The organism is Pantoea sp. KPR_PJ, from assembly GCF_041386365.1.
GTDB lineage: Bacteria > Pseudomonadota > Gammaproteobacteria > Enterobacterales > Enterobacteriaceae > Pantoea.
On sequence record NZ_JABMIK010000006.1, the window covers coordinates 176,305 to 190,159 of the forward strand.

At 57.1% G+C, this 13,855-nt stretch carries 13 protein-coding genes; all 13 read right to left on the reverse strand.

Annotation, left to right across the window (positions count from 1 at the left end):
* Positions 1-31: 31 nt before the first annotated feature.
* Positions 32-1,909 (reverse strand): penicillin-binding protein 2, encoded by a 1,878-nt coding sequence (gene mrdA, locus HP564_RS14335; protein WP_371244107.1) that lies wholly within the window; start codon positions 1,907-1,909, stop codon positions 32-34.
* A gap of 177 nt (positions 1,910-2,086) precedes the next feature.
* Positions 2,087-2,800: a purine-nucleoside phosphorylase gene (gene deoD / locus HP564_RS14340; protein ID WP_371244108.1), complete on the reverse strand. Its 714-nt coding sequence runs from the start codon at positions 2,798-2,800 to the stop codon at positions 2,087-2,089.
* Positions 2,801-2,835: 35 nt separating this feature from the next.
* Positions 2,836-4,059, reverse strand: coding sequence for a phosphopentomutase (deoB, locus tag HP564_RS14345; RefSeq protein ID WP_371244110.1), 1,224 nt, complete (start codon positions 4,057-4,059; stop codon positions 2,836-2,838).
* 111 nt (positions 4,060-4,170) lie between these two features.
* Positions 4,171-5,496, reverse strand: coding sequence for a thymidine phosphorylase (deoA, locus tag HP564_RS14350; RefSeq protein WP_371244111.1), 1,326 nt, complete (start codon positions 5,494-5,496; stop codon positions 4,171-4,173).
* A gap of 64 nt (positions 5,497-5,560) precedes the next feature.
* Positions 5,561-6,340: a deoxyribose-phosphate aldolase gene (deoC, locus tag HP564_RS14355; RefSeq protein WP_371244113.1), complete on the reverse strand. Its 780-nt coding sequence runs from the start codon at positions 6,338-6,340 to the stop codon at positions 5,561-5,563.
* 170 nt (positions 6,341-6,510) lie between these two features.
* Positions 6,511-7,287, reverse strand: coding sequence for a TatD family hydrolase (locus HP564_RS14360; protein ID WP_371244115.1), 777 nt, complete (start codon positions 7,285-7,287; stop codon positions 6,511-6,513).
* The gene (locus HP564_RS14365) at positions 7,284-8,336 is read right to left on the reverse strand and encodes a patatin family protein (RefSeq protein ID WP_371244117.1); all 1,053 of its coding nucleotides are present in this window, start codon (positions 8,334-8,336) and stop codon (positions 7,284-7,286) included. Before HP564_RS14365 ends, HP564_RS14360 begins: the two co-directional genes overlap by 4 nt.
* Positions 8,337-8,551: 215 nt before the next feature.
* Positions 8,552-8,713, reverse strand: a complete 162-nt coding sequence (locus HP564_RS14370; protein ID WP_009634777.1) for a DUF1328 domain-containing protein — start codon at positions 8,711-8,713, stop codon at positions 8,552-8,554.
* 99 nt (positions 8,714-8,812) lie between these two features.
* A complete protein-coding gene (gene osmY, locus HP564_RS14375) occupies positions 8,813-9,427 on the reverse strand; it encodes a molecular chaperone OsmY (RefSeq protein ID WP_371244119.1) in 615 nt (204 codons plus the stop codon).
* Between the two features lie 259 nt (positions 9,428-9,686).
* The gene (gene prfC, locus HP564_RS14380; protein WP_371244121.1) at positions 9,687-11,270 is read right to left on the reverse strand and encodes a peptide chain release factor 3; all 1,584 of its coding nucleotides are present in this window, start codon (positions 11,268-11,270) and stop codon (positions 9,687-9,689) included.
* A 316-nt stretch (positions 11,271-11,586) separates the two neighbouring features.
* The gene (locus tag HP564_RS14385; protein WP_371244123.1) at positions 11,587-12,690 is read right to left on the reverse strand and encodes a M20 peptidase aminoacylase family protein; all 1,104 of its coding nucleotides are present in this window, start codon (positions 12,688-12,690) and stop codon (positions 11,587-11,589) included.
* A gap of 10 nt (positions 12,691-12,700) precedes the next feature.
* A complete protein-coding gene (locus tag HP564_RS14390; RefSeq protein WP_371244125.1) occupies positions 12,701-13,174 on the reverse strand; it encodes a YjiG family protein in 474 nt (157 codons plus the stop codon).
* A complete protein-coding gene (locus tag HP564_RS14395) occupies positions 13,164-13,835 on the reverse strand; it encodes a nucleoside recognition domain-containing protein (RefSeq protein WP_371244127.1) in 672 nt (223 codons plus the stop codon). Before HP564_RS14395 ends, HP564_RS14390 begins: the two co-directional genes overlap by 11 nt.
* Positions 13,836-13,855: the final 20 nt, after the last annotated feature.

The following is a 13,855-nucleotide window of genomic DNA, read 5'->3' on the forward strand; positions in this document are numbered from 1 at the left end:
GGAAGGGCCCCTGGTGCACTTCTGGCCGCTGTCAGGGCTGCTGCGCCGTTTCAACCGGCGCTGAGCTCGGCAGCGGCAGAAATATATGGTCGAGAATTTCACGCATCACTGGCGCGGCGGTAACGCCTTCGTTGCCGCCGTTCTCCAGAATCAGCGCCACCGCCACTTTCGGGTCGTTATAAGGCGCGAAGGCAGTATAGAAAATATGATCGCGCAGGCGTATCGGGATCATCTTCGCGTTATAGGTCTGATTTTGCTTCAGGCTGAACACCTGTGAGGTGCCGCTTTTCGCCGCAATGCCGTATGGCGCGGTATGGAAATATTTATAGCCGGTGCCGTTGGGGGCATTCGCCATGCCAAACATTGCACGACGCACCAGCGCCCAGTAAGGCGATCGCGCATCTCCAATCTGCTGCTGAGGCTGAACTGGCCGATACATTTCCACCGTTTTGCCACGTGCGCTCTTCTCCAGCAGGTGAGGAGCAATGACCTTGCCGTTATTGATCAATGCCACCATCGCCTTGACCATCTGAATGGGGGTCGCAATCCAGTAGCCCTGCCCGATGCCTACCGAAACGGTGTCGCCCTGATACCAGCCTCTCTTGTGAACTCGCTGCTTCCAGTCGCGGCTCGGCAGCAGGCCGTTATACTCTTCGTTCAGATCGATACCGGTGGACTGACCATAGCCAAACTGGCTGAGCATGCTGTGAATACGGTCTATCCCCATCATAAACGCCACCTGATAGAAAAAGGTGTCGGCAGACTCCTCAATGGCTTTGGTAACGTCCAGCATACCGTGACCGCTCTTTTTCCAGTCGCGATAGCGGCGGTCGGTGCCCGGCAGTGTCCAGGTTGGCGCGCCATAAAAATGGGTCTGCGGAGTAATCACGCCCGTCAGCAGCGCCGACATTGCCATATAGGGTTTGACCGTTGACGCCGGGGGATAAAGCCCCTGCGTTACGCGATTGATAAGCGGCAGGTCTTTATCCTGTAACAAAGACTTATAAGCCTGATAGCTGATGCCTTTAACGAACGGATTGGGATCGTAGCTGGGGCTGGAAACCATCGCCAGCACCGCACCATCGTGCGGATCCTCCACCAGCACCGCCGCGCGCTGTCCTGCCAGCAGGCTTTCCACATACTGTTGCAGATGCAAATCGAGAGTCAGAGTCAGGTTTTTCCCCGCCACGGGCGGTACCTCTTTCAGTACCCGGACGATGCGGCCATGGTTATCCACTTCCACTTCCTGATAGCCGGGCTTGCCGTGCAGCAGCGACTCGTAATAGCCCTCAATGCCCTGCTTGCCGATGTTATGGTCGGCGGCATAATTCTCGGCAATACCAGCAGCATTCAGCCGCTTATAGTCGCTGTCGTTGATTTTGGAGACATAGCCCACAACGTGCGCCAGGTCTGCGCCATAAGGGTATTCACGGTCCTGATAGCTGTCGATGGTAACGCCAGTAAAGCGGTACTGGTTTACTGAGAAGCGCGCAACCTGCTCATCGGTCAACTCCTCTTTCAGCACCACTGGCTTATAACGGCTGCTCTGCCTGAGTGTGCGGGTAAAGCTGTCGATCTCCTCTGGCGTCAGATCGACTATCGGCGTGAGCGCCTTTAGCGTTGCCTGCATATCATCGATTTTGTACGGCGTCAGCGTAATGTCGTACCAGGTGATGTTATGCACCAGTGGAATGCCATTGCGATCGAAAATCAGCCCGCGCGTGGGCGCGACAGGGATCATTTTGATGTCATTCTGGTTAGAGCGTGTCTGGTAGTAACTGTGATCGCGCACCTGAAGACGGTAGAGGTTAATACCGAGAATGGTGAAACAGATAACGACCAGCATAAAAGCGACCAGCGCGCGGCGCGCGAACAGCTTCTCTTCAGCTTCGAAATTGCGGAAATTCATTAGGCGGCATTTGCAGATGAGTAATTTTTTGTTGTCGCGCTAATGATAGGGAGCCAGGGGACCGGTTCCAGCAGGAAGATGCACAGGAGTCGAGGAAAGTGTGTCATTTGGTGAGAATGTTACGAAAGGAGAGAGCGATCGCCTGCCCGACGGCAGCAGGCGATCGCAGACGCAGACTTAGTCGCCCAGCAGAACGGACTCCAGCGCGATCTTAATCATATCGTTGAAGGTAGTCTGGCGCTCGGCAGAAGTGGTCTGCTCGTGCGTGCGGATGTGGTCAGAAACGGTGCAGATGGTCAGCGCTTTCGCGCCAAACTCTGCTGCCACGCCGTAGATACCGGCCGCTTCCATCTCTACGCCGAGGATGCCGTACTTCTCCATCACGTCGAACATCTGCGGATCGGGTGTATAGAAGAGATCGGCAGAGAAAATGTTGCCGACACGCGCCTCTACGCCCAGCGCTTTGGCGGCGTCAACCGCATTGCGCACCATATCGAAGTCGGCGATAGCAGCAAAATCGTGATCCTTGAAGCGCATGCGGTTGACTTTAGAGTCGGTGCTCGCGCCCATGCCGATAACGATGTCGCGCAGCTTCACATCTGCACGTACCGCGCCACAGGAGCCTACGCGGATGATCTTTTTCACGCCAAAGTCAGTGATCAGCTCTTTAGCGTAGATGGAGCACGACGGAATACCCATGCCGTGCCCCATAACGGACACTTTACGGCCTTTGTAGGTACCGGTGTAGCCCAGCATGCCGCGCACGTTGTTGACTTCAACCGGGTTTTCCAGAAAGGTTTCCGCGATGTGTTTCGCACGCAGCGGATCGCCCGGCATCAGTACCACGTCAGCGAAGTCACCCATTTCTGCGTTAATGTGAGGAGTTGCCATTGTTTCTCTGTCCTTTTTAAATGTAGCGTCGCTGTTTACAGCATGCTCTTGCCATAGTCCATATCGGACAGGCCAAAATAGTGTGCGATCGTCTGACCAATATCCGCAAAGGTTTCGCGGTAGCCCAGCGAGCCAGGCTTCACTTTCGGGCCGTAGATCAGGATCGGAATATGCTCGCGCGTATGTTCTGTACCCGGCCAGGTAGGATCGCAGCCGTGGTCGGCGGTGAGGATCAGAATATCGTCCTCTTTTACCAGCGCCATCAGCTCCGGCAGGCGGCGGTCGAACAGCTCCAGCCCGCCTGCATAACCGGCGACGTCGCGACGATGTCCCCAGGTAGAGTCAAAATCAACAAAGTTGGTAAAGACAATGGACTGGTCAGGCGCTTTTTTCATCTGTTCAATCGTGGCGTCAAACAGCGCGTCCAGACCGGTCGCCTTCACCTTCTGAGTGATGCCCTGATGGGCATAGATATCGGCAATTTTACCGACCGAGATCACTTCCCCGCCCTTCTCATCGACCAGCTTTTTCAGCATGGTGGGTGAAGGGGGTTCAACGGCCAGATCATGGCGATTGCCGGTGCGCTCGAAGTTGCCCGCTTTATCACCCACAAACGGACGTGCAATGACGCGGCCAATATTGTAGCCGCCTTCGGTCAGCTCTTCGCGGGCGATTTCGCACAGCTCATAGAGGCGGTCAAGGCCAAAGGTCTCTTCATGACAGGCGATTTGGAACACGGAGTCTGCAGAGGTGTAGAAAATCGGCTTGCCGGTTCTCATATGCTCTTCGCCCAGCTGGTCAAGGATCACCGTGCCGGAAGAGTGGCAGTTGCCAAGGTAGCCCGGCAGGTTTGCGCGCGCCACCAGCTTGTCGAGCAGTTCCTGGGGAAAGCTGTTCTCTTTATCGCTGAAGTAGCCCCAGTCGAACAGTACCGGCACACCGGCAATTTCCCAGTGACCAGACGGCGTATCTTTGCCGGAGGAGATTTCACTGGCGTAAGCGTACGCGCCCGTGATCTCAGCATCAGGATTCAGTCCGAGCGGGAAGCGGCCGGTGGAGAGTTCGGCGGCTTTACCCAGCCCCAGCGCGGTCAGATTAGGCAGATGCAGCGGGCCTTTACGCCCCTCGTCCGCTTTACCGTTAAAGCACGCCTCGGCGATATGGCCCAGCGTGTCCGATCCTGCGTCACCGAATTTGTCGGCGTCTTTGCTTGAGCCGATCCCAAAGGAATCGAGCACCATAATAAAAGCACGTTTCATGCAAGTCTCCTGCGCCAGCGCGCGTGACAAGTCAAAAAAAAGCGATCAGATCAGTATACCCGAATGCCTGCTCAACGGCAGCATAAAGCCGCAAATTTGCGGCTTCGATCATCAGGCAGCGGTAACGCGGCGATAAATCACCGGTGTCATCTCCGGGGCGCTGTCGCCCAGCGTCACGGCGGCTTTTACCGCTGCTGCTGCCTGCTGCCAGCTCGCCTCGCTGCTGGCGTGGATAATTGCCAGCGGACGCGTAGTATCAACCCGCTCGCCCAGCGTAACCATCTCACTCAGCCCAACGCTGTAGTCGATGCTGTCGCTGGCGCGCTGACGTCCGCCGCCAAGGGAGACCACCGCCATCCCAAGCGCGCGCGTATCCATACTGCTGACAATGCCAGCACGCTCGGCATATACCGCTTTGCTGAGCGTCGACTGCGGCAGGCAGGTTTCATAGCGTTCGACAAAATCGGCCGGGCCGCCCTGTGCGGCCACCATACGGCCAAATACCTCGGCCGCCTGGCCATTGTCCAGCACCTGCAACAGCTTTTCGCGCGCCTCTTCCTCGCTGGCTGCCAGCTTGCCGGAGATCAACATTTCGCTGCAGAGCGCCAGCGTCACTTCCAGCAGGCGCGGATTACGCTCTGCTCCCGTCAGGAAGCGTACCGCCTCACGCACTTCCAGCGCGTTACCCGCGCTGGAGGCGAGCACCTGGTTCATGTCGGTCAGCAGTGCCGTGGTGGTGCAGCCCGCGCCGTTTGCCACGCCGACAATCGCCTGCGCCAGGTCGAGCGACGCCTCAAAGGTTGGCATAAAGGCCCCGGAACCGACTTTGACATCCATCACCAGCGCATCCAGCCCTTCCGCCAGCTTCTTCGCCAGGATAGAAGCGGTAATCAGCGGAACAGAGTCGACGGTGGCGGTGATATCGCGCGTGGCGTAGAAGCGCTTATCTGCTGGCGCGAGCGAACGGGTCTGGCCGATAATTGCCACGCCAACCTGTTTGATAATCTGGCGGAAGCGCGCATCGTCCGGGAAAATATCAAAACCAGGAATCGCTTCCAGCTTGTCCAGCGTACCGCCGGTGTGGCCGAGACCACGTCCGGAGATCATCGGCACGTAGCCACCGCAGGCGGCGACCATTGGCCCCAGCATCAGCGAGGTCACGTCGCCGACGCCGCCGGTAGAGTGCTTGTCCACCACCGGACCGTTGAGGTTCAGCGACTGCCAGTTGAGCACGGTGCCGGAGTCACGCATCGCCATTGTTAGCGCCACGCGTTCGGGCAGCGACATATCATGAAAGAAAATAGTCATCGCCAGCGCAGCGATTTGCCCTTCAGATACGCTGTTGTCGCGCACACCGTTGATGAAAAAGCGGATCTCTTCTTCGCTCAGCGCCTGACCGTCACGTTTTTTGCGGATAATTTCTTGCGGCAGAAACACAATCGCCCCCTCAGTCAAATCAGGGTTGGATGGAAATGGCGGCCAGCGACCGCCGTTCACATCATCAGTAGCCGGCTTTGCTGCTGGCGGTCTGATGGCCCAGCGCGTTGAGCAGGCTGGCTAACAGGCTGGATGCACCAAAGCGGAAGTGACGCGCGTCAGCCCAGCCCTCGCCCAGGATATCGTCTGCCAGCTTCAGGTAGAGAGCCGCGTCTTCAGCGCTGCGCACGCCGCCGGCGGGTTTGAAACCCACCTGTTGCTTAACGCCCTTGTCACGAATGACGCTCATCATGATCTGCGCCACTTCCGGCGTAGCGTTGACCGGCACTTTACCGGTTGAGGTTTTAATAAAGTCTGCTCCTGCGTCGATAGCGATCTCTGATGCCTGACGGATCAGCGCGTCCTCTTTCAACTCGCCGCTCTCAATGATGACTTTCAGCAGTACACCAGACTGCGCACAGGCCTCTTTACACGCCTTCACCAGATCAAAACCGATCTGCGCGTTGCCCGCGATCAGCGCGCGGTAAGGGAACACCACGTCGACTTCATCTGCGCCATAGGCAATAGCCGCGCGGGTTTCCGCGAGGGCAATCTCGATATCGTCGTTGCCGTGGGGGAAATTGGTCACGGTTGCGATACGGATCTCTGGTGTTCCCTGCTCGCGCAGTGCCTTGCGTGCGACCGGAATAAAGCGGGGATAGATGCAGATGGCGGCGGTGTTACCCGCTGGCGATTTGGCCTGGCGGCACAGCGCAATCACCTTCTCATCGGTATCGTCTTCGTTCAGGGTGGTCAAATCCATCAGGTGCAGCGCGCGCTGTGCAGCGGCGGTCATGTCAGTCATGATGTTCTCCAGATAACAAACAGGCGCAGAAGCGCCGGTGTAATGTGATAATCCTAACAATGTGAGGCGCTGTTTACTGTGCAACTCATCACATCACTGTCAGGAGCAGGCAGATATATCGCTATTATAACGCAAGGAGGGGCAATGTTACTATTGTCACACAGGAGGGATTACTCTGGCAGAGCAAACAGGGTTTGTGCATTGCGCCACAGCGCCTCAGCGATAACCTGTGGCGCTTCCGGCCGCAGTTCGCACAGCGCCTGCCACACCAGTCGCGCGCGTTCCGGACGGTTCGGCTCACCCTGGAAGCCGTAGAGCGGCATATCTGGCGCATCGGTCTCCAGCAGCAGCGATTCCAGCGGCAGCTGTGCCAGCGTGTTCCGGGTCTTGCTGGCGCGCGCGTAGGTCATTGTGCCGCCGACGCCGATGGCATAGCCGAGCTTAATAAAGGCCTGAGCCTGTTGCAGGCTACCGGCAAAACCGTGCACCACGCCGCGCCGCGGCAGGTCGTGCCGACGCAGCTGGCTCGCCAGCTTGTCATGGGTGCGGCGCGAGTGCAGGATCACCGGCAAATCATACTGCTTTGCCAGCTGTAGCTGCGCATCCAGCAGCGCTTCCTGGCGCGCAAATGCCGGGTTCTCCCTGTAGAGATCCAGGCCGATCTCCCCTATGGCCACCAGCCTGGTCGGTTTACGCTTCAGCCAGCTCTCCAGCTGCGCGAGGTGTGCATCCTCATGCCGCTCGATGGCAACAGGATGCAGGCCGAGGGCGGCATACAGCCCAGAGTAGTGTGCCGCCAGCGCAGTGATGCCTTCAAAGCGGCTGGCATCCACCGCCGGAACAATAATGCGCTCCACGCCCGCGTCAGCGGCACGCGCAATGCTGTTTTCCTCATCGCCGACAAAGGGCGGGAAATCGAAATGGCAGTGGGTATCAATAAATCTCATGCCAGCGACCCTTTATCGTAATCGGCATCATTCTCCGCCAGCAGCGGCGTGATTACCGGCCGGTTATCAGGTGCATTGGCAACAGGCGCAGGCGGCGTCACCGTGGTGTAGCGCACAAATGGCTGGGCGTCACTCAGCCACTGTCCCAGCGTGGCAAGAAAGTAGCGACCGCAGCGCCGTCCCAGATGATAATCCTTGTTCAGCGAGGCGACACGACTGCCCAGCGCCATGCTCGCCAGCACGTGGGGCGGATAGATCTCAATGATACGCAGGTTGCCCGGCGGCTGCTCGATGAACTGCTGAATCTCGCGGTAGCTCGCCTCGTGGTGATGCAGAATATTAACCATTGGCTGTAGCGCGCTGGCACTGAGCCAGCGCTCCATGCGCTTCATCCATTCAGGGGTATAGAACATCTGGGACGGCGTGGTGCGGATGACGACAATGGTATCCGCGCCGCGCCTTGCGGCTTCACGCACCGGAATCGCATCACTGATGCCCCCATCCAGGTAGCTGATACCTTCCAGATCGACTCCCAGCCGATAAAAGCCCGGGATGGCGCTCGACGCCTTAATCAGATCGTGCCAGTTGGCGCTGGTCGGCGCAAAGTAGCCGGGTGAGTAGTCATCGCTGCGGCAGGCGCACATATAGAACTCGCGCCCGCTGTCGAACAGCAGTTTAGCGCTGTCCAGCGCCAGCGGCAGTTCACGCTGGGTTACGTCTATCAGCCAGTCGAGATCGATCAGGTTGCCACCGCGCACAAAACGCAGCGGATCAAAAAAGAGTTTGCTGGTGGTGTAGCGGGTAATCACGCGTCGCGCGTAGCCCTGCTGTCCACAGACAAAGGCCGACAGATTTTGTGCACCTGCTGAGGTGCCGATGAAGAGATCAAAAGGATTGAATCTGGCGCGCTGGAACTCATCCAGCACCCCTGCAGTGAAGATACCGCGCTGACCGCCACCTTCGCAAACCAGAGCGATTTTCTGTGCGTTAAACGGGGAAAGGGCCAGGGGCTCAATGGCACCCAGCGTAACAGGGATCCGGATACCCACATCTGCTCCTCAGAAAGGGTTCTGAGAGCTGCTGTTACAGATGTCCATTTACGTTCAGCAGCATCCCGGAGAACCAGCCATGTTTTCTCCCGACCCACCGCCATGCTCGCTGGCGACGGCCATCGCACCTGATGCGTGTTCCTTCACGCTACGCGATAGCTGGCTGGTCTCCGCTTTATGCATGCTCGTTGCAAAGATCAGAATAACTCAGCCGGTCAGAGACGTTTGCGGCCGGTAAACAGGCTCACGAGGAACAGGATAATACCAACAACGAAGACAACTTTAGCTGCCCATGCTGCCGTACCGGCGAGGCCACCAAATCCTAACGCCGCCGCGATCAGTGCAATTACCAGAAATATAATACCCCAACGAAACATAAGCCTCTCCTTACCTTTATGAAATCGAACTGCTCGTTTCTTCCCAGTTTGGGTTTTCTTGTGTCAGTACGGCGTCACGCAGACGCCGTACTCACGACGTTAAGACTTCACGGACAGGTCATTCTTAACGCTTTTAACGCCTTCAATGGCTTTCGCGATACTTTCCGCGCGGTCCGACTGCGCTTTAGTCGCGACGGTTCCTGAGAGCTGTACAACGCCGTCGGTCGTTTCTACCTTAACGTTGCGCGACGGAACGATGTCATCGGCTAACAGTTTAGCTTTAATTTCGCTGGTCGTTGCCGCATCCCCGGCATATCCTTTTAAACTTTGTGATTTGCTGTCTTTAACGTGCAGTTTATCGCTGACGGATTTAACGCCTTCCACTTTCTTCACAACGGCAACGGCTTTTTCAGCCTGATCCTGCGACGTGACAAAACCGCTCAGCGTCACCACACCGTCATGCGTCTTCACGGAAATATCCGTACTCTTTATGGCTTCGTCATCCACCAGAGCCGCTTTGGCTTTTGCGGTGACGGCGCTGTCATCCATAAATCCATCGACTTTTTTCATAGAACTATTGATTTTCGCACCGGCACTGTCAGCACTCTGCTGCGCTTTTTGCGTCATAGAGTCTTCCGCCAGGGCGCTGCCGCTTAACAGGGCGGAACCAACCATTACCGCCATCAGCGTTTGGGCAATCTTAGTCTTATTCATCGATATCTTCCTTCTGTCAGTGAGCTCACCCACAACCGTGGGCGCAACAGCAGCAAACGGCGCTGCTGCGTAGCGGGACGTAAGGGAGAACCAGGTTCTCTTTTGCCGTCCGACAGAATAATCATAGTTGGTATTTGGCGTTTTGCTGGATTAACTGGTTGATCGCACGCCAGTTAAGAGAAAAAACAGAGTTTTTAGGAGGAGTCTGGAGAAGAGAAACAGGGCCAGCCAAAGCTGACTGGCCCTGTGGCAGCGGCAATTAATGCTCGCGCGTTTTGCGGAAAATCACCTCAGGATAGCGCTCTTGCGTGATGTTGAGGTTGACCATGGTTGGCGCGATATAGGTCAGATTATCGCCGCCATCCAGCGCGAGGTTAACCTCATTTTTACGCTGGAACTCTTCAAATTTCTTCGCATCGCTGCACTCAACCCAGCGCGCCGTTGAGACGTTAATCGCTTCGTAAATCGCCTCAACGTTGTACTCGCTCTTCAGGCGCGCCACGACCACGTCAAACTGCAGCACACCTACCGCGCCGACAATCAGATCGTTGTTGTGCACCGGACGGAATACCTGCACTGCCCCCTCTTCTGACAGCTGAACCAGCCCTTTCAGTAGCTGTTTCTGCTTCAGCGGATCGCGCAGGCGGATACGACGGAACAGCTCAGGGGCGAAGTTCGGGATGCCAGTGAACTTGATGTTCTCACCCTGGGTAAAGGTGTCACCGATCTGAATAGTGCCATGGTTATGCAGGCCGATAATATCGCCCGGCCAGGCCTCTTCTACGTGCGAGCGGTCACCCGCCATAAAGGTCAGCGCATCGGAGATCACCACGTCTTTGCCGGTGCGCACCTGACGCAGCTTCATGCCTTTTTCATATTTACCGGAGACCACACGCATAAAGGCAACGCGGTCGCGGTGTTTCGGATCCATGTTGGCCTGAATCTTAAAGACGAAGCCGGTAAATTTCTCTTCCTGCGCGGTAACGGTGCGGGCATCCGTTACGCGAGGCATCGGCGCGGGTGCCCAGGAGACCAGGCCATCGAGCATATGATCAACGCCAAAGTTACCCAGCGCGGTGCCGAAAAAGACCGGGGTAATCTCACCGCTCAGGAACAGCTCCTGGTCAAATTCGTGCGATGCCCCTTTGACCAGCTCCAGCTCTTCGCGCAGCTGCGCCGCCAGCTCTTCGCCGACCGCGCTGTCGAGTTCTGGATTATCCAGCCCTTTAACGATGCGTACATCCTGAATGGTGTGGCCTTTCCCTGACTGATAGAGATAGGTTTCGTCGTTATAGAGGTGGTAGACGCCTTTAAACAGCTTGCCACAGCCAATAGGCCAGGTAATCGGCGCGCAGGCGATCTTCAGCTCGCTCTCGACCTCATCCAGCAGCTCCATAGGATCGCGGATGTCACGGTCAAGTTTGTTCATAAAGGTCAGGATCGGCGTATCGCGCAGGCGGGTGACTTCCATCAGCTTGCGGGTACGATCCTCGACGCCTTTCGCCGCGTCGATCACCATCAGGCAGCAGTCCACCGCCGTCAGCGTGCGGTAGGTATCTTCCGAGAAGTCTTCGTGCCCCGGCGTATCGAGCAGGTTAACCAGACTGTCACGGTAGGGGAACTGCATAACGGACGTGGTGATAGAGATGCCACGCTGCTTCTCCATCTCCATCCAGTCAGATTTAGCGTGCTGGCTGGAGCCGCGGCCTTTCACCGTTCCGGCGGTCTGAATCGCCTGTCCGAACAGCAGCACTTTTTCAGTGATGGTGGTTTTACCCGCATCGGGGTGCGAAATGATCGCAAAGGTGCGACGGCGCGCCACCTCTTGCATGAAATTAGACATGAGTGAATTCTTCTCATCGAGGCACCGTCACATGAAAGGACGATGCAGAGTAATCATGATGGCCGGATATCCGGCAGGTAAACGGAGCCAGGCGTGACGCAGAGCGTCAGGAAGGCGGTTTTAAAGGCGCGTTCTACATTGGCGGCGTTCCGGTTACCGGGTCTCTGTTAAGGCGGCATAGCATACAATATTTTGCGCGCGGCGGCGAACAGCGGACGGGGAAAATTGTTGGTCGCCGTTGGCGAGAAGCGCTGGCGCCCAGGGGGGAGCCGTGGGGCCGTCCCGGTCAGCGCGGACGCCCCCACAGGCGGACGGGTTAGCCCAGCACCCTTTTCACGCAGGATTTAAAGATATTCACGCCCGTCTCCAGCGCCGCCAGCTCGAAGTGCATATCGGGATGATGCAGCCCCGGCACCAGATTCGTGCCCAGCCCCCAAAAGCCTGCCTTAACGCCAGGGCGTTTCACCGGATAATAGAAAAAGTCTTCGCTACCCGGAGTGGTTTTCGGCTCCAGCAGCCCTTCTGCGCCCAGCACGTCGATAATCGCTGCGCGGATCACCGCTGTCGCCTCGTCATGGATCTCCGCCGCTGGCATCTCTTTAAGCACCACCACGTCTGCCGTAGCACCCAGCGCAGCGACACTGTGCTGAATGGCCTGCGTCACCTTCTCTTTCAGCAGCGCCATCGGCGCATTCTCCTGTGAGCGCAGATCCCAGACCACGCGCGCCTCATCGGGCACGGAGTTAGTTACGCCCGCGTCGCAGAGAAAACGCGTCGCCTTCACGCTCCAGTTCAGACCAGGCGAAAGATGGATAGCGTTTACGGCATTAACCGCCTGCACCGCAGCGTCGAGTGCGTTGATGCCGAGATGCGGGCGCGCGGCGTGGGCGGGTGCGCCCTTAATGGTTGCCTCCAGCGTAGAGCAGGCGGAATAGAAGACCGCTGGCGTCGCCTGGCCCACCACACACTCCTCCTGCGGCCGCAGATGAAAGCCGAGGATCATGTCAACGTCATCCAGCGCGCCGCCTTCGGTCATCGCCAGTGCGCCTGCCCCCAGCTCTTCAGCAGGCTGAAAAAGAATCTTCAGACGCCCTTTTTTCACTGCGCCTTCTGCCAGCAACTCCTGCGCAGCGGTCAGCACCACGGATGCGTGTCCGTCATGGCCGCAGGTATGGCGCGCGCAGGGCACGCCATCAATGATATGGCCAAGCGCGTCCATATCGGCACGCAGCGCCAGTACCGGACCCGGCACACCGCTGTCAATCTCTGCCACAATACCGGTGGTCTGGTTAATGTTGCGCGTTACCGTTAGCCCGGCCTGTTCCAGCCGATCGGCGATATAGGCAGACGTTTTAAACTCCTGAAAACCCAGCTCGGGGATCTCATGCAGGTAGTGATAGTGATCTAGGACCCTGGACACAGCTTCTCTCCTAAACAAAAAGACGCATAACGAACATGGCGATCGCCGCATTGATGATGCTTACCAGCATCAGCAGCGGCCAGTATTTTTTCGGTACGTCGGCGACACCCAGCAGACGGCCCATGTACTGCAACTGCGATCCCATCAGGAAAATGGCGGGCGCCAGAATGGTAATATCCGCGCCGGTCAGCAAACCTTTGGTCAGCAGGCTCACGGCGACGCCGGTGCCCGCAGAGGATGAAAGCCAGGCGGTCAGCAGCACGGTAATGGCCTCACCCGGCAAGCCAAACAGCCCCATGACCGGCGCAAAAAGATGGCCGAGGACAGGCATAATGCCGAGTAAATTCAGCACTTCTGCCAGCACATAAGCCATCACCACGTTGGGCATCAGGTTGTGAATGGCAATATGAAAACCTTTGCGCGCGCCGGTGACAAAAATATCAAAAGGGTTCTGGCTACTTTTTACCGCTCCGTTATTTTCCATGGCTAAAGTCCTTTTTATAAAGAGTGTTTAACACACAGCGTGTCAGCGCCGCACCGACAAATTTAAGAACAAACATTAAGGCGAGGGGAATGATAACTGGCAGCGTCATGGAGGCGAAAAGCGCTGAGCCAATAGCAAAATAGTTATTGATCAATCCCGCGCCGGAATATTGCCAGGCGCTCATAACCACAATATCTTTCTTTGTCACCTGATTGCGGTCATACATCTCTTTAGTCAGCGCCGCGCCCGCATCGGTGCTTTGCAGATCGGTAATGAGCGCCAGCCCGCAGCGTCCTGGCAGCCCCATTAGTGGCTGCAGCAGGGGGGTCAGCAGTTTATGCGCAGCCCGCATCGCCCCGTAATGGGTGAAGATCTCCAGTACGCCCAGCGCCAGCATCACGGTGGGCGTCAGGGACAGGGCAAACAGGAAGCCAGCTTTCGCGCTTAACCCGCCCGCGCCCAGAAAGGTGTTACTGGCAGGATCTTTCATCGTGCCAAAACTGCCGCCCAGCGTGGTGAAATCAAATGCGCCGAGCCAGTGAAATCCATCAACCTGATAGAGCATCCCGGAAAAAAACAAAATAGCCACAATAAGGGCGAGGTAACTTCCTTTGCTGGCTGAGACATGCTCGCCTGTCAGCACTATTTTTTGGTCAGACATAATTCTTCCTGATAAAGAGT